Source organism: Pseudomonas sp. IT-P44 (assembly GCF_949768225.1).
Taxonomy (GTDB): domain Bacteria; phylum Pseudomonadota; class Gammaproteobacteria; order Pseudomonadales; family Pseudomonadaceae; genus Aquipseudomonas; species Aquipseudomonas migulae.
Genome location: NZ_CATKQM010000035.1, coordinates 251,334 through 269,948 on the forward strand (window position 1 = coordinate 251,334; position 18,615 = coordinate 269,948).

The 18,615-nt window shown below is 58.6% G+C and carries 15 protein-coding genes; all 15 read left to right on the forward strand.

Annotation, left to right across the window (positions count from 1 at the left end; all coding sequences use genetic code 11):
• Positions 1 to 12 precede the first annotated feature (12 nt).
• Positions 13 to 2,388: an outer membrane protein assembly factor BamA gene (gene bamA / locus ACM6IO_RS19305; protein WP_008039402.1), complete on the forward strand. Its 2,376-nt coding sequence runs from the start codon at positions 13 to 15 to the stop codon at positions 2,386 to 2,388.
• A gap of 45 nt (positions 2,389 to 2,433) precedes the next feature.
• On the forward strand, positions 2,434 to 2,937 hold the full coding sequence (locus tag ACM6IO_RS19310; RefSeq protein WP_008028980.1) for an OmpH family outer membrane protein: 504 nt from the start codon (positions 2,434 to 2,436) through the stop codon (positions 2,935 to 2,937).
• 3 nt (positions 2,938 to 2,940) lie between these two features.
• Positions 2,941 to 3,996: a UDP-3-O-(3-hydroxymyristoyl)glucosamine N-acyltransferase gene (lpxD, locus tag ACM6IO_RS19315; protein ID WP_008039404.1), complete on the forward strand. Its 1,056-nt coding sequence runs from the start codon at positions 2,941 to 2,943 to the stop codon at positions 3,994 to 3,996.
• 108 nt (positions 3,997 to 4,104) lie between these two features.
• Entirely contained in the window at positions 4,105 to 4,545 is a 441-nt protein-coding gene (fabZ, locus tag ACM6IO_RS19320) for a 3-hydroxyacyl-ACP dehydratase FabZ (RefSeq protein ID WP_008028982.1), read from the forward strand.
• Positions 4,542 to 5,318, forward strand: a complete 777-nt coding sequence (gene lpxA, locus ACM6IO_RS19325; protein ID WP_008039405.1) for an acyl-ACP--UDP-N-acetylglucosamine O-acyltransferase — start codon at positions 4,542 to 4,544, stop codon at positions 5,316 to 5,318. The genes fabZ and lpxA overlap by 4 nt, the downstream gene beginning before the upstream one ends.
• A gap of 2 nt (positions 5,319 to 5,320) precedes the next feature.
• Positions 5,321 to 6,451, forward strand: coding sequence for a lipid-A-disaccharide synthase (gene lpxB / locus ACM6IO_RS19330; RefSeq protein WP_192228497.1), 1,131 nt, complete (start codon positions 5,321 to 5,323; stop codon positions 6,449 to 6,451).
• Positions 6,448 to 7,086: a ribonuclease HII gene (gene rnhB, locus ACM6IO_RS19335; RefSeq protein WP_414912042.1), complete on the forward strand. Its 639-nt coding sequence runs from the start codon at positions 6,448 to 6,450 to the stop codon at positions 7,084 to 7,086. Before lpxB ends, rnhB begins: the two co-directional genes overlap by 4 nt.
• 76 nt (positions 7,087 to 7,162) lie before the next feature.
• A complete protein-coding gene (gene dnaE / locus ACM6IO_RS19340; RefSeq protein ID WP_008028986.1) occupies positions 7,163 to 10,684 on the forward strand; it encodes a DNA polymerase III subunit alpha in 3,522 nt (1,173 codons plus the stop codon).
• A gap of 140 nt (positions 10,685 to 10,824) precedes the next feature.
• Complete coding sequence (locus tag ACM6IO_RS19345; protein WP_008028987.1) at positions 10,825 to 11,772, forward strand: acetyl-CoA carboxylase carboxyltransferase subunit alpha; 948 nt, start codon at positions 10,825 to 10,827, stop codon at positions 11,770 to 11,772.
• Positions 11,773 to 11,930: 158 nt separating this feature from the next.
• Positions 11,931 to 13,256 (forward strand): tRNA lysidine(34) synthetase TilS, encoded by a 1,326-nt coding sequence (gene tilS / locus ACM6IO_RS19350; RefSeq protein WP_414912061.1) that lies wholly within the window; start codon positions 11,931 to 11,933, stop codon positions 13,254 to 13,256.
• Between the two features lie 274 nt (positions 13,257 to 13,530).
• Entirely contained in the window at positions 13,531 to 15,162 is a 1,632-nt protein-coding gene (locus ACM6IO_RS19355; RefSeq protein ID WP_008028989.1) for a CTP synthase, read from the forward strand.
• Between the two features lie 5 nt (positions 15,163 to 15,167).
• Positions 15,168 to 16,013 carry a 3-deoxy-8-phosphooctulonate synthase gene (kdsA, locus tag ACM6IO_RS19360; protein ID WP_008028990.1) on the forward strand — a complete coding sequence of 282 codons (846 nt, stop codon included), beginning with the start codon at positions 15,168 to 15,170 and terminating at the stop codon, positions 16,011 to 16,013.
• A 156-nt stretch (positions 16,014 to 16,169) separates the two neighbouring features.
• Positions 16,170 to 17,459 (forward strand): phosphopyruvate hydratase, encoded by a 1,290-nt coding sequence (eno, locus tag ACM6IO_RS19365; RefSeq protein ID WP_008039408.1) that lies wholly within the window; start codon positions 16,170 to 16,172, stop codon positions 17,457 to 17,459.
• A 171-nt stretch (positions 17,460 to 17,630) separates the two neighbouring features.
• Positions 17,631 to 17,909 carry a cell division protein FtsB gene (ftsB, locus tag ACM6IO_RS19370; protein ID WP_008028992.1) on the forward strand — a complete coding sequence of 93 codons (279 nt, stop codon included), beginning with the start codon at positions 17,631 to 17,633 and terminating at the stop codon, positions 17,907 to 17,909.
• Positions 17,906 to 18,613 carry a 2-C-methyl-D-erythritol 4-phosphate cytidylyltransferase gene (gene ispD / locus ACM6IO_RS19375; protein WP_008028996.1) on the forward strand — a complete coding sequence of 236 codons (708 nt, stop codon included), beginning with the start codon at positions 17,906 to 17,908 and terminating at the stop codon, positions 18,611 to 18,613. The genes ftsB and ispD overlap by 4 nt, the downstream gene beginning before the upstream one ends.
• Positions 18,614 to 18,615: the final 2 nt, after the last annotated feature.

The following is an 18,615-nucleotide window of genomic DNA, read 5'->3' on the forward strand; positions in this document are numbered from 1 at the left end:
AGAAAGGACTTCATGAAACGTCTGCTGCTAACTGCGGTTCTCACCGTATTGATGATCGCCGAAGTTCACGCCGAGTCCTTCACTATCTCTGATATTCGCGTCAATGGCCTCCAGCGGGTCTCCGCGGGTAGCGTCTTTGGTGCCTTGCCGTTGAACGTCGGTGAACAGGCGGATGATCGTCGCCTGGTGGAATCCACTCGTGCGCTGTTCAAAACCGGGTTCTTTCAAGATATCCAGCTGGGCCGCGATGGCAACGTCCTGGTCATTACTGTAGTCGAGCGTCCGTCCGTCGCCAGTATCGAGATCGAGGGTAACAAGGCGATCTCCACTGAAGACCTGATGAAGGGCCTCAAACAGTCCGGTCTGGCCGAAGGCGAGATCTTCCAGCGCGCCACCCTCGAAGGTGTTCGTAACGAGCTGCAGCGCCAGTACGTCGCTCAGGGCCGCTACTCGGCTACCGTTGACACCGAAGTGGTGCCGCAGCCGCGTAACCGCGTCGGCCTCAAGGTCAATATCAACGAAGGCACCGTTGCAGCTATCCAGCACATCAACGTGGTGGGTAACACGGTCTTCCCTGATGAAGACCTGATCGACCTGTTCGAACTCAAGACCACCAACTGGTTGTCGTTCTTCAAGAACGACGACAAGTACGCTCGTGAAAAACTGTCCGGTGACCTGGAGCGTCTGCGTTCCTACTACTTGGACCGTGGCTATATCAACATGGATATCGCTTCGACCCAGGTGTCCATCACCCCGGACAAGAAGCACGTCTACATCACCGTCAACGTCAACGAAGGCGAGAAGTACACCGTTCGTGACGTCAAGCTGAGCGGCGACCTGAAAGTTCCTGAAGACCAGGTCAAGTCCCTGCTGCTGGTGCAGAAAGGCCAGGTGTTCTCGCGCAAGCTGATGACCACTACGTCCGAACTGATCACCCGTCGCCTGGGTAACGAGGGTTACACCTTCGCCAACGTCAACGGCGTACCTCAGCCGCACGATGAAGACCACACCGTCGATATCACTTTCGCGGTCGATCCGGGCAAGCGTGCTTACGTTAACCGCATCAACTTCCGTGGCAACACCAAGTCCGAAGACGAAGTGCTGCGCCGTGAAATGCGTCAGATGGAAGGCGGCTGGGCTTCGACTTACCTGATCGACCAATCCAAGACCCGTCTTGAGCGTCTGGGCTTCTTCAAGGAAGTCAACGTTGAAACCCCGGCTGTACCGGGTGTCGATGACCAGGTTGACGTGAACTACAGCGTTGAAGAGCAAGCGTCCGGTTCGATTACCGCCAGCGTCGGCTTTGCACAGAGTGCGGGTCTGATCCTCGGTGGTTCGATCACCCAGAACAACTTCCTCGGTACCGGTAACAAGGTCAGCGTTGGCTTGACCCGCAGTGAATACCAGAGCCGCTATAACTTCGGTTATGTTGACCCGTACTGGACTGCTGACGGTGTGAGCCTGGGCTACAACGCGTTCTATCGCACCACTGACTACAAAGACCTCGACGTCGACGTTGCCAGCTATGCGGTAGACAGCTACGGTGCCGGCGCGAGCGTCGGTTATCCGATCAGCGAGACTTCGCGTCTGACCTTCGGCCTGACTGCGCAACAGGACAAGATCAAGACTGGCCTGTACACCGTTGACGAAATCTTCGACTTCGTTAACAAGGAAGGCGACAGCTACCTGAACTTCAAGGCTTCGGCCGGTTGGTCCGAGTCGACCCTGAACAAAGGCGTGCTGGCGACCCGTGGTCATTCGCAAAGCCTCGTGCTGGAAACCACGACCCCTGGCAGCGACCTGTCGTTCTTCAAGCTCGACTACCGTGGCCAGTTGTTCCAGCCGTTGACCGAAAACTACACCATGCGCCTGCATACCGAGCTGGGTTATGGCGATGGCTACGGTTCGACCGATGGCTTGCCGTTCTATGAAAACTACTATGCTGGTGGTTTCAACTCGGTTCGTGGCTTCAAGGACAGCACCCTGGGTCCTCGCAGTACTCCAAGTACCGGCAAGAACCCTGGCACTGCGCTCGATCCGGACCAGGATCCGCTGCCGTTCGGTGGTAACGTCCTGATCCAGGGCGGTGTGGAGGTTCTTTTCCCTCTGCCGTTCGTCAAGGATCAGCGTTCCCTGCGCACCTCGGTATTCTGGGACGTGGGTAACGTGTTCGACTCGCAGTGCAAGTCGACCACCAATGCCGATGGTTCGAAGTCCAATACACAGTGCAACGACATCAGCCTGAGCAACATGGCCAGCTCTGTCGGTGTAGGCGTGACATGGGTTACCGCACTGGGTCCTCTGAGTTTCGCGTTGGCCATGCCGATCAAGAAACCGGATGAGGCTGAAACTCAAGTGTTCCAATTCTCCCTCGGCCAGACGTTCTAAGCGTCTGACCCAAGATAACGACAATGGATTTTGTAGGAGTGCATCGTGCGTAAGTTGACTCAATTGGTTCTCCTGGCGACCGTACTGGTAGCAGGCCCGGCTTTTGCCGACATGAAAATTGCCGTTCTGAACTATCAAATGGCTTTGCTGGAATCCGATGCGGCCAAGAAGTACGCCGTGGATGCCGAGAAGAAGTTCGGCCCGCAACTGACCAAGCTCAAGACGCTGGAAAGCAGTGCCAAGGGTATTCAGGACCGTCTGATGGCTGGCGGCGACAAGATGCAGCAAGGCGAGCGTGAGCGTCTGGAACTTGAATTCAAGCAAAAGGCCCGTGACTTCCAGTTCCAGTCCAAGGAATTGAACGAAGCCAAAGCCGTTGCCGACCGTGAAATGCTGAAGCAGCTCAAGCCGAAACTGGACAGCGCTGTGGAAGAAGTCATCAAGAAAGGTGCTTTTGACCTGGTCTTCGAGCGTGGCGCAGTGATTGATGTCAAACCTCAGTACGACATCACTCGCCAGGTTATCGAGCGCATGAATCAGCTGAAGTAATCCATGACAGCGACCATAAAACTCGGCCAGTTGGCCGAGTTCCTCGGCGCCACCCTACGTGGCGACCCAGAGAAGGAAATTACTGGGCTAGCCACTTTGCAAGAGGCTGGCCCAGCTCAGTTGAGCTTTCTGGCAAATCCTCAATACCGCAAATACCTGGCTGACAGCCGGGCTGCAGCACTGTTGCTGAAAGCCGCTGACGCTGAAGGTTTTGCCGGGAATGCATTGGTCGTACCTGATCCGTACGCCGCCTACGCTCGTGTTTCCCACCTGTTCGATCCCAAGCCCAAGGCGGCTGCCGGCATTCATCCGACCGCAGTGATTGCGGCGGACGCGGTGGTTGATCCAGCGGCGAGCATCGGTGCCTTTGTGGTCATCGAGAGCGGGGCGCGAGTTGATGCAGGCACGACCATCGGCGCGCATTGCTTCATCGGCGCTCGTAGCGTTATCGGCGAAGGTGGCTGGCTCGCACCGCGCGTCACGCTGTATCACGACGTGCGTATCGGCAAGCGGGTGGTGATTCAGTCCGGTGCAGTGTTGGGTGGCGAAGGCTTCGGCTTTGCCAACGAGAAAGGCATCTGGCAGAAAATCGCCCAGATCGGTGGCGTTCTGGTCGGTGACGATGTGGAGATCGGCGTGAATACCGCCATCGACCGCGGTGCACTGGCCGATACCATTCTTGGTAATGGCGTCAAGCTCGACAATCAGATTCAGATCGCCCACAACGTTCAGGTTGGTGATCACACTGCCATGGCGGCGTGCGTGGGGATTTCCGGCAGCACCAAAATCGGCAAGCATTGCATGCTCGCCGGTGGCGTAGGGCTGGTGGGACATATCGAAATTTGCGACAAGGTTTTCATTACCGGGATGACCATGGTGACCCACTCGATTACCGAGCCGGGCTCCTATTCTTCCGGTACGGCCATGCAACCGGCTGCCGAATGGCGCAAAAGCGCGGCACGTATCCGTCAGCTCGATGACATCGCGCGGCGGCTGCGACAGCTGGAAAAGCGAGTAGGGGAAGTGACCCCTGACGGTATTGCTTCATCAGATGGCTGATACCATTTCCATATCAAGTGTGCACAGCCGCTAGACTGCCTCCTTGATTTGCTAGAGGAGCGCGCGTCAGTCGCGCGTTCCCAATCTTTACATAGGCTTCCCCCCGAAATGATGGACATCAACGAGATTCGCGAATACCTGCCTCACCGTTACCCGTTCCTGCTGGTGGACCGGGTCGTGGATCTGGATGTGGAAGGCAAGCGCATTCGCGCCTACAAGAATGTCAGCATCAACGAACCGTTCTTCAATGGTCACTTCCCTGCGCATCCAATCATGCCGGGCGTACTGATCATCGAAGCGATGGCTCAGGCTGCCGGGATCCTTGGTTTCAAGATGCTGGACGTGAAGCCGGCTGATGGCACCCTGTACTACTTCGTAGGCTCCGACAAACTGCGTTTCCGTCAGCCGGTCAAGCCTGGCGACCAGTTGATCCTTGAAGCCACGTTCATCAGCTGCAAGCGCAAGATCTGGAAGTTCGAATGCCAGGCATCGGTAGATGGCAAGCCGGTCTGCTCGGCCGAGATCATCTGTGCGGAACAAAAAGTATGAGTTTGATTGACCCTCGCGCAATCATCGATCCGACGGCCATCCTGGCCGACGACGTCGAGGTCGGCCCTTGGTCGATCGTCGGCGCTGGTGTGGAAATCGGCGAGGGGACAGTGATCGGGCCGCATGTGATTCTCAAAGGCCCGACCCGAATCGGTAAGCACAACCGCATCTACCAGTTTTCTTCGGTAGGCGAAGACACGCCCGATCTGAAATACAAGGGTGAAGAAACCCGTCTGGTCATCGGTGACCACAACGTCATCCGTGAAGGCGTGACCATTCACCGCGGGACCATTCAGGACCGTTCCGAAACGACCCTGGGCGATCACAACCTGATCATGGCCTACGCTCACATCGGCCACGACAGCGTCATCGGCAACCATTGCATCCTGGTCAACAACACCGCGTTGGCGGGCCATGTGCATGTTGAAGACTGGGCGATCCTGTCCGGTTTTACCCTGGTTCACCAGTATTGCCACATCGGCGCCCACAGCTTTTCCGGTATGGGCACCGCCATCGGCAAGGACGTTCCAGCGTACGTCACGGTGTTCGGCAACCCGGCCGAAGCTCGCAGCATGAACTTCGAAGGCATGCGCCGTCGTGGTTTCAGCGAAGACGCGATCCACGCCCTGCGCCGTGCCTACAAGGTGGTTTATCGCCAAGGCCTTACGGTTGAGCAGGCACTCGCGGAGCTGGCCGAACCTTCGGAGCAGTTTCCGGAAGTTGCGGTGTTCCGTGACTCTATCCAGTCTTCGACCCGCGGCATCACACGTTAATCATGGCTAATCTGCGTATTGCGCTGGTGGCGGGTGAGGCTTCCGGTGACATTCTGGGCGCCGGTCTCATGCGTGCGCTCAAGGCTCAGCATCCGGCGGTCGAGTTCATCGGTGTCGGTGGCCCGCTGATGCAGGCTGAAGGCCTGACCTCGTATTTTCCGATGGAACGTCTCTCGGTCATGGGGCTGGTGGAAGTGCTCGGTCGGCTGCGCGAGTTGTTGAAACGCCGCAAGAAGCTGATCGCAGACCTGATCGCCGAGAAACCGGACGTGTTCATCGGTATCGATGCGCCGGATTTCAACCTCAACATCGAACTGAAGCTGCGTCAGGCCGGGATCAAGACCGTGCATTACGTCAGCCCGTCGGTGTGGGCATGGCGGCAGAAGCGGGTGCTGAAGATTCGCGAAGGTTGCGACCTGATGCTGACGCTGTTCCCGTTCGAAGCGAAATTCTATGAAGAGAAGGGCGTGCCGGTGCGGTTTGTCGGTCACACCTTGGCCGATGCGATACCCCTTGAGGCTGATCGTCGTGCCGCACGCGCCGAGCTCGGTTTGCCTGATGGCCCATTGGTCGCGCTGATGCCGGGCAGTCGCGGTGGCGAAGTCGGGCGTCTGGGCGCTTTGTTCCTCGATGCCGCCGAGCGTTTGCGCGCCATGCGCCCTGGCGTGCGGTTCATTATTCCTTGCGCCAGCCCTCAGCGCCGCGTGCAGCTTGAAGAACTGCTGGCCGGTCGCGATCTGCCGCTGACCCTGCTCGACGGCAAGTCCCATCTGGCGCTGGCCGCCTGCGACGCAGTGTTGATCGCCTCCGGAACGGCGACCCTCGAAGCCTTGCTGTACAAGCGCCCGATGGTGGTGGCTTATCGCCTGGCACCGCTGACGTTCTGGATCCTCAAGCGCATGGTGAAAAGCCCTTACGTCTCGTTGCCGAACCTGCTCGCCCAGCGCCTCTTGGTGCCTGAATTGTTACAGGACGATGCAACGGTTGAAGCCTTGGCCCAGACGCTGTCGCCCCTGATCGAAGGTGGTGAAGAACAGACCCGCGGCTTCGATGAAATCCACCGGACCTTGCGCCTGGATGCCTCCAATCAGGCAGCGGACGCGGTATTGAATCTGATCGGCAAAACACAATGACAAAAGCACAACAGATGGGCCTTGATTTCACCCTGGTCGCCGAAGTCGAAGAGCTGGTTGCCGGTGTGGATGAAGTCGGTCGCGGCCCGCTCTGTGGCGCTGTGGTGACGGCAGCGGTGATCCTCGATCCAAATCGTCCGATCCTTGGCCTCAACGATTCGAAGAAGCTCACCGAAGCCCGCCGCGAAAAACTCTTCGACGAAATCTGCGAAAAAGCCCTGAGCTGGTGCATCGCGCGCGCGGAAGTCGAAGAAATCGACGAGCTGAACATCCTCCATGCCACCATGCTGGCCATGCAGCGTGCGATCGAAGGCCTGCACATTCAGCCAAAACTGGCGATGATCGACGGTAACCGCTGCCCGAAACTGGCCATGCGCGCTGAAGCCGTGGTCAAGGGCGACAGCAAGGTCCCGGCCATCGCTGCCGCCTCGATTCTGGCCAAGGTCAGCCGCGACCGTGAAATGGCGGCATTTGAACTGATTTACCCGGGTTACGGCATCGGCGGCCACAAAGGCTACCCGACGCCCGTTCATCTGGACGCGCTGGCACGCTTGGGGCCGACGCCGATTCACCGCCGCTCGTTCGCACCGGTGCGGTTGGCGTATGAGGCGCGCGAAAGCCTCATCGAGAGTTAGTCGCGAGGCTGATGTTTTCGCCAAGGCCCGGTACAATCCGGGCCTTGTTGTTTTCATGACATAACGCAGGATCACTATGCCGGCTTCATTCGTTCACCTACGCCTGCACACTGAATACTCCCTGGTCGACGGTCTGGTGCGGATCAAGCCGCTGGTCAAGACCCTGGTCGGCATGAACATGCCTGCCGTAGCGGTCACCGATCAGAACAACATGTGTTCCCTGGTCAAATTCTATAAAGCCTCGATGGGCGCAGGCATCAAGCCAATCTGCGGCGCCGACTTGTGGCTGTCGAACAAGGACCCGGACAACGCCCTGAGCCGGATCAGCCTGCTGGCGATGAACGCTGTCGGCTATCGCAACCTGACTGAGCTGATCTCCCGCGGTTTCATCGACGGCCAGCGTAATGGCTCGATCATCATCGAGCGTGAGTGGGTGGCCGAGGCCAGCGAAGGCTTGATCATGCTGTCGGCGGCGAAGGAAGGCGAAATCGGCCTGGCCATGCTCAGCGGCAATCCGGCGGAAGCGGAAAAACTGGCACGCGAATGGATGGCGGTGTTCCCGGATCGTTTCTATCTGGAAATCCAGCGCACCAACCGCCCTAATGATGAAGAACAACTGCACGGCGCCGTGGCCCTGGCCGAGAAAATCGGCGCGCCACTGGTAGCGACCAACGACGTGCGCTTCATCAAGCAGGAAGACTTCGCCGCTCACGAAACCCGCGTCTGCATCGGTGAGGGCCGTGCCCTCGACGATCCGCGGCGTTCGAAGAACTACAGCGATCAGCAATACCTCAAAAGCGCCGAGGAAATGGCCGAGCTGTTCAGCGACATTCCCGAGGCGCTGGAAAACACCGTCGAGATCGCCAAGCGCTGCAACATCGAAGTGAAGCTGGGCACGCACTTCCTGCCCAACTTCCCGATTCCCGATGGCATGACCATCGACGAGTATTTCCGCAAAGTGTCCTTCGATGGCCTGGAAGAACGGCTGACCGTTCTGCTGCCCAAGGACACCACCGAAGACTATGAAGCCAAGCGCCAGGTCTACGTCGACCGGTTGAATTTCGAGCTGGATATCATCATCCAGATGGGCTTCCCCGGTTACTTCCTGATCGTGATGGACTTTATCCAGTGGGCCAAGAGCAACGGCGTACCGGTAGGTCCTGGCCGTGGATCGGGTGCCGGGTCGCTGGTGGCCTATGTGCAGAAAATCACCGACCTCGACCCGCTGGAATATGACCTGCTGTTCGAGCGGTTCCTCAACCCGGAACGGGTCTCCATGCCCGACTTCGACGTTGACTTCTGCATGGACGGTCGTGACCGCGTGATCGACTACGTGGCCGAGAAATACGGGCGCAACGCGGTAAGCCAGATCATCACTTTCGGTTCCATGGCCGCCAAGGCTGTGGTCCGTGACGTGGCGCGGGTGCAAGGCAAGTCCTACGGCCTGGCGGATCGTCTGTCGAAGATGATTCCGTTCGAAGTCGGCATGACCCTGGAGAAAGCCTACGAACAGGAAGAAATCCTGCGTGACTTCATCAAGGTCGATGAAGAAGCCGCGGAAATCTGGGAAATGGCGCGCAAGCTCGAAGGCGTCGTGCGTAACGTCGGTAAACACGCCGGTGGCGTGGTTATCGCGCCGACCAAGCTGACCGATTTCTCGCCGATCTATTGCGATGAGGCCGGTGACGGTCTGGTAACCCAGTTCGACAAGGACGACGTTGAAGCCGCCGGCCTGGTGAAGTTCGACTTCCTCGGTCTGCGGACCCTGACAGTTATCGACTGGGCGCTGAAAACCATCAACCGCGACCGCGCCAAGGTCAACGAACCGCCGCTGGACATCGCGTTCATCCCGCTGGACGACAAGCCGACCTACACGCTGCTGCAAAAAGCGGAAACCACCGCGGTGTTCCAGCTCGAGTCGCGCGGCATGAAAGAGCTGATCAAAAAGCTCAAGCCCGACTGCCTGGAAGACTTGATCGCACTGGTGGCCCTGTTCCGTCCGGGCCCCTTGCAATCCGGCATGGTTGACGACTTTATCAACCGTAAGCACGGCCGCGCCGAACTCGCGTACCCGCACTCGGATTACCAGTACGAAGGCCTGAAACCGGTACTGGCGCCGACTTACGGCATCATCCTGTATCAGGAACAGGTGATGCAGATCGCCCAGGTCATGGCCGGTTACACCCTCGGCGGTGCGGACATGCTGCGGCGGGCCATGGGTAAGAAAAAGCCCGAAGAAATGGCCAAGCAGCGCGGCGGTTTCATTGAAGGTTGCAAGACCAACAATATCGAAGCCGACCTGGCCGGTAACATTTTCGACCTGGTAGAGAAATTCGCCGGTTACGGCTTCAACAAATCCCACTCCGCCGCCTACGGGCTGGTGTCGTACCAGACCGCGTGGCTGAAAACGCACTACCCGGCGCCGTTCATGGCTGCGGTTCTGTCGGCGGATATGCACAACACCGACAAGGTCGTGACCTTGATCGAAGAAATTCGCACCATGAAGCTGCGTCTCGACGCGCCGGATGTGAATACTTCTGAGTTCAAGTTCACGGTGAACGACGAAGGCCGCATCATCTACGGCCTTGGCGCGATCAAGGGTGTGGGCGAAGGCCCGGTCGAGGCGATTACCGAGGCGCGTCAGGACGGTCCGTTCAAGGATCTGTTCGATTTCTGCGCCCGTGTCGACCTCAAGCGCATCAACAAGCGCACCCTCGACGGTTTGATCCGCAGCGGTGCGCTGGATCGTCTGGGCCCGTATTTCCATGACGAACCGAAAGCCTATCAAGCGAGCATCGACCAGAACCGCGCAGTGCTGCTGAATGCGATGGAAGGGGCGATCAAGGCCGCCGAACAAACCGCTCGTACCCACGACAGTGGTCACGCCGATCTGTTTGGCGGGCTGTTCGTCGAGGCAGACGCCGACGTCTACGCCAATCACCGCAAGGCGAAAGAGCTGACCCTGAAGGAGCGCCTGAAAGGGGAGAAAGACACCCTGGGCCTGTACCTGACCGGTCACCCGATCGACGAATACGAAGGTGAAATCCGCCGTTTTGCCCGTCAGCGCATCATCGACCTGAAGCCGGCTCGCGATACACAGACCGTCGCGGGCATGATCATCGCCCTGCGTGTGATGAAGAACAAAAAGGGCGACAAGATGGGGTTCATCACCCTTGACGATCGCTCTGGGCGGATCGAAGCTTCGTTGTTTGCCGATGCGTTCCATTCGGCGCAGTCGCTGTTGCAGACTGATGCGATGGTTGTTGTCGAAGGCGAAGTCAGCAACGACGATTTCTCCGGCGGTTTGCGCCTGCGGGTCAAACGGGTGATGAGCATGGAAGATGCGCGCACCAACCTGGCCGAAAGTCTGCGCTTGAAGCTGCAGACCAAGGATTTGAAAGGCGATCAGCTACGCTGGCTGGGTGAGCTGTTCAAGCGTCACCGAGGTGCGTGCCCGATCACCATGGAGTACACGAGCCCCGATGCGAAGGCCTTGCTGCAGTTCGGCGAGACCTGGCGAATCGACCCGGCGGATGCGTTGATTCAAGCCTTGCGTGACCAGTTCGGGCGAGACAACGTCTTCCTCCAATACCGTTGACGGTCAGGTAGCAACTGAACGCCCTGATCTCGACCTGAATTTTTAATCTCGACCTGAACGCGCCTCTCCCTTAAGGTAGGGCGCGAATAGACAACCGGCCGGCCCAAGCTCTCTTGGACGTCGACCCAAGACGGACGCCTATGAACCCGAATTTTCTAGATTTCGAACAGCCGATCGCCGACCTGCAAGCCAAGATCGAAGAGTTGCGCTTGGTCGGTAACGACAATTCGCTGAATATCGGCGATGAGATCTCCCGCCTACAGGACAAAAGCAGCACGCTGACCGAAGACATCTTCGGCAAGCTGACCAGCTGGCAGATCGCGCGTCTGGCGCGTCACCCGAAACGTCCATACACCCTGGACTACATCGAACACATCTTCACCGAGTTCGACGAGCTGCACGGCGACCGTCACTTCTCCGACGACGCTGCCATCGTTGGCGGCGTGGCCCGTCTGGACGACCAGCCGGTGATGATCATCGGTCACCAGAAAGGCCGCGAAGTGCGCGAGAAGGTTCGCCGCAACTTTGGCATGCCGCGTCCGGAAGGCTACCGCAAGGCGTGCCGCCTGATGGAAATGGCCGAGCGCTTCAAAATGCCGATCCTGACCTTCATCGATACCCCGGGTGCTTACCCGGGCATCGACGCTGAAGAGCGCAACCAGAGCGAAGCGATTGCCTGGAACCTGCGTGTCATGGCTCGCCTGAAAACCCCGATCATCGCCACCGTCATCGGTGAAGGTGGTTCCGGTGGTGCACTGGCAATCGGCGTGTGCGATCAGTTGAACATGCTGCAGTACTCGACCTACGCGGTGATCTCGCCGGAAGGTTGTGCGTCGATTCTGTGGAAAACCGCCGAAAAAGCGCCGGATGCCGCTGAAGCCATGGGCATCACCGCCGAGCGCCTGAAAGGCCTGGGCATCGTAGACAAAGTGATCGGCGAACCTCTGGGTGGCGCTCATCGCGACCCGGTGGCGGCTGCTGCATCGATCCGTGCCGAGCTGACCTCGCAACTGGCGATGCTGAAGAAGTTCGACAACGAAGCGCTGCTCAAGCGCCGTTACGAGCGACTGATGAGCTACGGTCTCTGAGATTGACGCAGTACTAATGTAGGAGCCGGCTTGCTGGCGATGGCGGCCGGAAGGCCGGCGGTGTCTGACCGATCCCATCGCCAGCAAGCCGGCTCCTACATTTGATCTTCACAGGTATTGAATCTGTAGTTCTGTTCCGGATTGCGGTGGTATTTGAGATGAGACCCAGACCGGACCTCCCCGCCAATCTTCTGCAAGCCCTGAACCCGTGGCGCAATGCTGCGAAATGGCTCATCGCCTTCTCCGGTGGACTCGACTCCACGGTCCTTTTGCACCTTCTCGCCCATCTCGCCAAAACCGAACACCTCCCTGAGCTGAAAGCTATCCACATTCATCACGGCCTCCAGTCTGCGGCCGATGCGTGGCCGGAGCATTGCCAGTCAGTCTGTGATGCGCTGGGAATACCGCTACAGGTCGTTCACGTCCAGGTTCAGCCCGGCGCCAGCCTTGAGCGTGCAGCCCGTGACGCGCGCTATGGCGCGTTCATCGAGGCTACTCAAGCCAATGAAGTGCTGTTGACCGCCCAGCATCGTGATGATCAGGCGGAAACCCTGTTGTTCCGATTGCTGCGTGGGGCAGGGGTGAGAGGGTTGTCAGGGATGCCGCGCCAGCGTGTGTTGGGCAAAGGGCATCTGCTGCGACCCTTGCTCGATGTCTCGCGAGCAGAGTTGGAGGGTTACGCGAACCAGTACTCATTGAGCTGGATCGAGGATCCTTCCAATCAGGATCGACGTTTCTCGCGTAATTACTTGCGCAATCAGGTGTTCCCGGTGCTGACCGAGCGCTGGCCTCAAGCGATGGCGACGATGGCTCGCAGCGCCGCGCATCTGAGCGAAGCGCAGGAACTGCTCGATGAGTTGGCGCAAATCGATCTGGCCCAGGCCGGCTCCATCAGTGAATTCGATTGGCTGGGTGTGCCGTCACTTGAGCTTTCTACGCTTGCCAGCCTGTCCGCCGCTCGCCAGCGAAATGCAGTGAGTCACTGGCTCTCGGCACTGACTCGTTTACCGGACAGTGACCATTGGTCGGGTTGGGAAGATTTTCGTGATGCTGCCGCGGATGCCTCTCCGGTCTGGCGCTTGGCCGATGGGGAATTGCATCGGGCGAACGGGCGGATCTGGTGGCTGTCGGGCTGCTGGCTGCGAACGCCGCCGCCCGCGCCTGATTGGCCTGATCCCTCGCTATCGCTGGCGTTGCCGGATAACGGCGTGCTCTCGCTCACCGGTCAAACCCCCGATGGCCCGCTGCATATCCGCTATCGTGAAGGGGGCGAGGTCATGAGTCTGCCCGAGCGCGGTCATCGTGATCTGAAGCGTTTGCTCAACGAACGCGGCGTCCCGGGCTTCGTCCGTGGCCGATTGCCGCTGCTCTATCAGGGCGAGCAATTGCTGGCGGTGGCGAGGCTACGAGGATTGAATGGCAGTGAGCAGGACGGCTGGAATTTGCATTGGCAGCCACCGAACGAAGATCAAGGTTTGAGCTGAAAGGGGCTTTCCGGTAGACTACGCTCCCTTCTTGATACAACTTCTGTGGATTCGCCTGAATTGCAGGAGTTGCCGATTACCAAGCAGTCTTTGCTGGGCGATTCCAAAAAATGTGTAGCGAGCAACGTACCGGTGTTTCATCTTCCGGTCTGTCCCAACGCGGCGGTTTTTTTGAAAGGTGCACTGTGATTAATGCAGGTGATCGGGGGCTTCGGCCTTCCTTCGCTTTCCCCGGCGGCTCGGACCGCTTTAACGCAGACTTCTAGGGTTTTTCATGACGCGCTACATATTCGTCACGGGCGGTGTTGTTTCTTCATTGGGGAAAGGCATTGCATCGGCTTCATTGGCGGCCATCCTGGAGGCGCGGGGACTTAAGGTCACCATGCTGAAGCTGGATCCGTACATCAACGTCGATCCGGGCACCATGAGCCCGTTCCAGCACGGTGAAGTGTTCGTCACCCACGACGGCGCCGAGACCGACCTGGACCTGGGTCACTACGAGCGGTTCATCCGCACGACCATGACCCAGAACAACAACTTCACCACTGGCCGTGTCTACGAACACGTCCTGCGCAAAGAGCGCCGTGGTGATTACCTGGGCGCGACCATCCAGGTGATCCCGCACATCACCGACGAAATCAAGCGCCGGATCATCAAGGGCGCCGGCGATGCCGACGTGGCCATGGTCGAGATCGGTGGCACCGTGGGTGACATCGAATCCCAACCGTTCCTCGAAGCCATCCGCCAGCTGCGTTTCGAAGTCGGCGCCAAGCGCGCGATGCTGATGCACCTGACACTGGTGCCGTACATCGCCACTGCCGGCGAAACCAAAACCAAGCCAACCCAGCACTCGGTCAAGGAGCTGCGCTCCATCGGCCTGCAACCTGACGTGCTGGTGTGCCGCTCCGATCACCCGATCGACATCTCCTCGCGTCGCAAGATCGCTCAGTTCACCAACGTTGAAGAACGTGCGGTGATCGCGCTGGAAGACGCCGACACCATCTACAAGATCCCGGGCATCCTGCATTCGCAAGGCCTGGATGATTTTGTGGTCGAGCGTTTCGGCCTGCAATGTGGCGGTGCCGATCTGTCCGAGTGGGAAGCCGTGGTTGACGCCAAGCTCAATCCTGAGCACGAAGTCACCATCGCCATGGTCGGCAAGTACATGGAATTGCTGGACGCCTACAAGTCGCTGATCGAAGCGATGAGTCACGCCGGCATCAGCAACCGCACCAAGGTCAACCTGCGCTACATCGATTCCGAAGACATCGAAAACCAGGGCACCGCGCTGCTGGAAGGCGTCGACGCGATTCTGGTGCCTGGCGGCTTCGGTCTGCGCGGCGTGGAAGGCAAGATCACCGCCGTCCAGTACGCTCGCGAAAACAAGGTTCCGTACCTCGGCATCTGCCTGGGCATGCAAGTGGCGGTCATCGAGTTCGCTCGTAACGTCATGGGCTGGAAAGACGCCAACTCCACCGAGTTCGATCGTGCAAGCGGTCACCCGGTCGTGGGTCTGATCACCGAGTGGGAAGACGCCACCGGCGCCGTCGAAACCCGTACCGAAACCTCCGATCTGGGCGGCACCATGCGTCTCGGCGCACAGGATTGCCTGCTGGAGCCGGGTTCCCTGGTTCACGGCTGCTACGGCAAGGACGTGATCGTCGAGCGTCACCGTCACCGCTACGAAGTGAACAACAACCTGCTGCCGAAAATCATGGAAGCAGGTCTGAAAATCTCCGGTCGCTCCGGTGATGGCGCGCTGGTTGAGGTGGTCGAAGCCCCGGATCATCCATGGTTCGTTGCTTGTCAGTTCCACCCTGAGTTCACCTCGACGCCACGCGACGGTCACCCGTTGTTCAGCGGCTTCGTCAAAGCAGCTTTGGCTCAACACCAGAAGAAGGCTTGAACCTTATGGCGCAGAAGATCATCCGCGTAGGCGATATCGAGATTGCCAACGACAAGCCAATGGTGCTTTTCGGTGGCATGAACGTGCTGGAAAGCCGCGACATGGCGATGCAGGTCTGCGAAGAGTACGTGAAGGTTACCGAGAAACTCGGTATCCCTTACGTGTTCAAGGCCAGCTTCGACAAGGCCAACCGTTCCTCCGTGACCTCTTACCGTGGCCCCGGCCTGGAAGAGGGCATGCGGATTTTCCAGGACATCAAGCAAGCCTTCGGCGTGCCGATCATCACCGACGTCCACGAGCCTGAACAGGCCGCGGTCGTCGCTGAAGTCTGCGACATCATCCAGCTGCCGGCCTTCCTGTCGCGCCAGACCGACCTCGTGGTCGCGATGGCCAAGACCGGTGCGGTGATCAACATCAAGAAAGCCCAGTTCCTCGCACCTCAGGAAATGAAACACATCCTGAACAAGTGCGTGGAAGCGGGTAACGATCAGTTGATCCTCTGTGAGCGTGGTTCGAGCTTCGGCTACAACAACCTGGTGGTCGACATGCTTGGCTTCGGCATCATGAAGCAGTTCGAGTACCCGGTGTTCTTCGACGTGACCCACGCGCTGCAAATGCCTGGCGGTCGTGCCGATTCCGCCGGCGGTCGTCGCGCCCAGGTCCTCGATCTGGCGAAAGCCGGGATCAGCCAGTCACTGGCAGGTCTGTTCCTCGAAGCCCACCCGGACCCGGACAACGCCAAATGCGACGGCCCTTGCGCCTTGCGTCTGGACAAACTGGAGCCATTCCTGGCCCAGCTCAAAGCTTTGGACGAACTGGTGAAGAGTTTTCCGACGGTAGAAACCGCGTAATCCTCATTTCTCCGGTAAAGTACCGCACGATTTGTTGCTCAGGCCCTCGGGCCTGAGCCTTATCGTCCGCAAGTCTGCCCGTTGCACATCACTTGCCGGCGATAAAAGATTTCCTTCAGCTGCGTCGTTTTCGTCAACTTTGGAGTGTTTACAACAATGGCAAAAATCGTCGACATCAAAGGTCGTGAAGTTCTCGACTCCCGTGGCAACCCCACCGTGGAAGCGGACGTGCTTCTCGATAACGGCATCATCGGCAGTGCTTGCGCGCCGTCCGGTGCTTCCACTGGCTCGCGTGAAGCGCTCGAGCTGCGTGATGGCGACAAGAGCCGTTACCTGGGCAAAGGCGTTCTGAAAGCCGTCGCCAACATCAACGGTCCGATCCGCGACCTGTTGAAAGGTACAGATCCGAGCGACCAGAAAGCGCTGGATCACGCGATGATCAAGCTGGACGGTACTGAAAACAAAGGCTCCCTGGGCGCCAACGCGATCCTCGCCGTTTCCCTGGCCGCGGCCAAGGCAGCAGCTCAGGACCAGGACCTGCCGCTGTACGCACACATCGCCAACCTGAACGGCACCCCGGGTGTTTACTCGATGCCGGTTCCGATGATGAACATCATCAACGGTGGCGAGCACGCCGATAACAACGTCGACATCCAGGAATTCATGGTTCAGCCGGTTGGCGCCAAGTCTTTCTCGGAAGGTCTGCGCATGGGCACCGAGATTTTCCATCACCTCAAAGCTGTGTTGAAGGCTCGTGGCCTGAGCACTGCCGTCGGTGACGAAGGTGGTTTCGCACCGAACCTGGCTTCCAACGAAGACGCTTTGAAAGTGATCTCCGAAGCCGTGGCCAACGCTGGTTACAAGCTGGGCACCGACGTGACCCTGGCACTGGACTGCGCGGCCAGCGAGTTCTACGAAGACGGCAAGTACAACCTGTCCGGCGAAGGCCAGGTGTTCACCGCTGAAGGTTTCGCCGATTACCTGAAAGGCCTGACCGAGCGTTACCCGATCATCTCCATCGAAGATGGCCTGGACGAGTCCGACTGGGCTGGCTGGAAAATCCTCACCGACAAGATCGGCGAGAAGACCCAGCTGGTAGGCGACGACCTGTTCGTAACCAACACCAAGATCCTGAAAGAAGGCATCGATAAAAAGATCGCCAACTCGATCCTGATCAAGTTCAACCAGATCGGCACCCTGACCGAAACCCTGGAAGCCATCCAGATGGCCAAGGCCGCCGGTTACACCGCCGTGATCTCGCACCGCTCCGGCGAAACCGAAGATTCGACCATTGCCGACCTGGCTGTGGGCACTTCGGCTGGCCAGATCAAGACCGGCTCCCTGTGCCGTTCCGATCGCGTTTCCAAGTACAACCAACTGCTGCGTATCGAAGAGCAGTTGAACGGCAAAGCCAAGTACAACGGCCGCAGCGAGTTCCGCGGTTAAGCTGTAGAAGGTAAAAAGACACCGGATTGTGTCGGAAAAATCGCGACAGCGACGTTTTTGCCACTAATCTGATGCCTTAAGAGCACAAGCCTGGATTTTCCAGGCTTCGTGCTATCAGAAGCTTCAAAGTTTTGGCATGGCTGTCTTTTTTCACTGGATACCTGATATTCGATGCGCAGTCCCAATTGGTTGTTCCTCGTCTTGCTCTTGTTGCTGGCTGGCCTGCAATACCGCCTGTGGGTGGGTAATGGCAGTCTGGCGCAAGTGGCCGAGCTGACTCAGCAGATCGCGGATCAACATGCTGAGAACGAAGGCCTGCTGGAGCGCAATCGGGTCATGGACGCTGAAGTCAGTGAATTGAAAAAAGGCATGGAGACCGTTGAAGAGCGGGCTCGCCATGAGTTGGGCATGGTCAAGGACGGTGAAACCCTTTACCAGTTGGCTCAATGAATTCCTCGTTACCGGCCTTCTGGGCCGTTATCCCTGCCGCGGGCGTCGGTGCCCGTATGGCCGCAGACCGTCCCAAGCAATACTTGCACCTGGGCGGGCGCACTATTCTTGAACACAGCCTTGGCTGTTTCCTTGACCATCCTTCCCTCAAGGGGCTGGTGGTCAGTCTGGCTGTTGATGATCCTTATTGGCCCAATCTGGCATGCGCCGGCGATTCGCGTATTCAACGCGTTGACGGTGGTGCCGAGCGTTCCGGGTCGGTGCTCAATGCCTTGCTGCACTTGCATGCGTTGGGTGCGGACGATGAGGATTGGGTGTTGGTCCACGATGCTGCGCGACCGAATCTGAGCCGCGATGATCTGGACAAGTTGCTGGTTGAACTGGCTGACGATCCGGTCGGCGGGCTGCTGGCGGTTCCGGCACGCGATACCCTGAAGCGGGTCGACAAGCACGGTCGTGTCGTTGAAACCGTGGACCGCAGCGTGATCTGGCAGGCGTATACGCCGCAGATGTTTCGACTTGGCGCGTTGCATCGGGCGTTGGCGGACAGTCTGGTGGCGGATGCTGTTATCACTGATGAAGCGTCGGCGATGGAGTGGGCTGGTTCATCGCCACGCCTTATCGAAGGGCGTTCCGACAATCTCAAGGTCACACGTCCCGAAGATCTTGAATGGTTGAGACAACGCTGGGCCAATCGCCGCTAGAG

Excerpts from the sequence above, each read along its gene's own strand:
- ftsB (WP_008028992.1), top strand. The coding sequence starts at position 17,631 with ATGCGCAGTCCCAATTGGTTGTTCCTCGTCTTGCTCTTGTTGCTGGCT.
- ACM6IO_RS19345 (WP_008028987.1), top strand. The coding sequence starts at position 10,825 with ATGAACCCGAATTTTCTAGATTTCGAACAGCCGATCGCCGACCTGCAA.
- fabZ (WP_008028982.1), top strand. The coding sequence starts at position 4,105 with ATGATGGACATCAACGAGATTCGCGAATACCTGCCTCACCGTTACCCG.
- eno (WP_008039408.1), top strand. The coding sequence starts at position 16,170 with ATGGCAAAAATCGTCGACATCAAAGGTCGTGAAGTTCTCGACTCCCGT.
- dnaE (WP_008028986.1), top strand. The coding sequence starts at position 7,163 with ATGCCGGCTTCATTCGTTCACCTACGCCTGCACACTGAATACTCCCTG.
- tilS (WP_414912061.1), top strand. The coding sequence starts at position 11,931 with ATGAGACCCAGACCGGACCTCCCCGCCAATCTTCTGCAAGCCCTGAAC.
- rnhB (WP_414912042.1), top strand. The coding sequence starts at position 6,448 with ATGACAAAAGCACAACAGATGGGCCTTGATTTCACCCTGGTCGCCGAA.
- bamA (WP_008039402.1), top strand. The coding sequence starts at position 13 with ATGAAACGTCTGCTGCTAACTGCGGTTCTCACCGTATTGATGATCGCC.
- lpxD (WP_008039404.1), top strand. The coding sequence starts at position 2,941 with ATGACAGCGACCATAAAACTCGGCCAGTTGGCCGAGTTCCTCGGCGCC.
- lpxA (WP_008039405.1), top strand. The coding sequence starts at position 4,542 with ATGAGTTTGATTGACCCTCGCGCAATCATCGATCCGACGGCCATCCTG.
- ispD (WP_008028996.1), top strand. The coding sequence starts at position 17,906 with ATGAATTCCTCGTTACCGGCCTTCTGGGCCGTTATCCCTGCCGCGGGC.
- ACM6IO_RS19355 (WP_008028989.1), top strand. The coding sequence starts at position 13,531 with ATGACGCGCTACATATTCGTCACGGGCGGTGTTGTTTCTTCATTGGGG.
- kdsA (WP_008028990.1), top strand. The coding sequence starts at position 15,168 with ATGGCGCAGAAGATCATCCGCGTAGGCGATATCGAGATTGCCAACGAC.
- lpxB (WP_192228497.1), top strand. The coding sequence starts at position 5,321 with ATGGCTAATCTGCGTATTGCGCTGGTGGCGGGTGAGGCTTCCGGTGAC.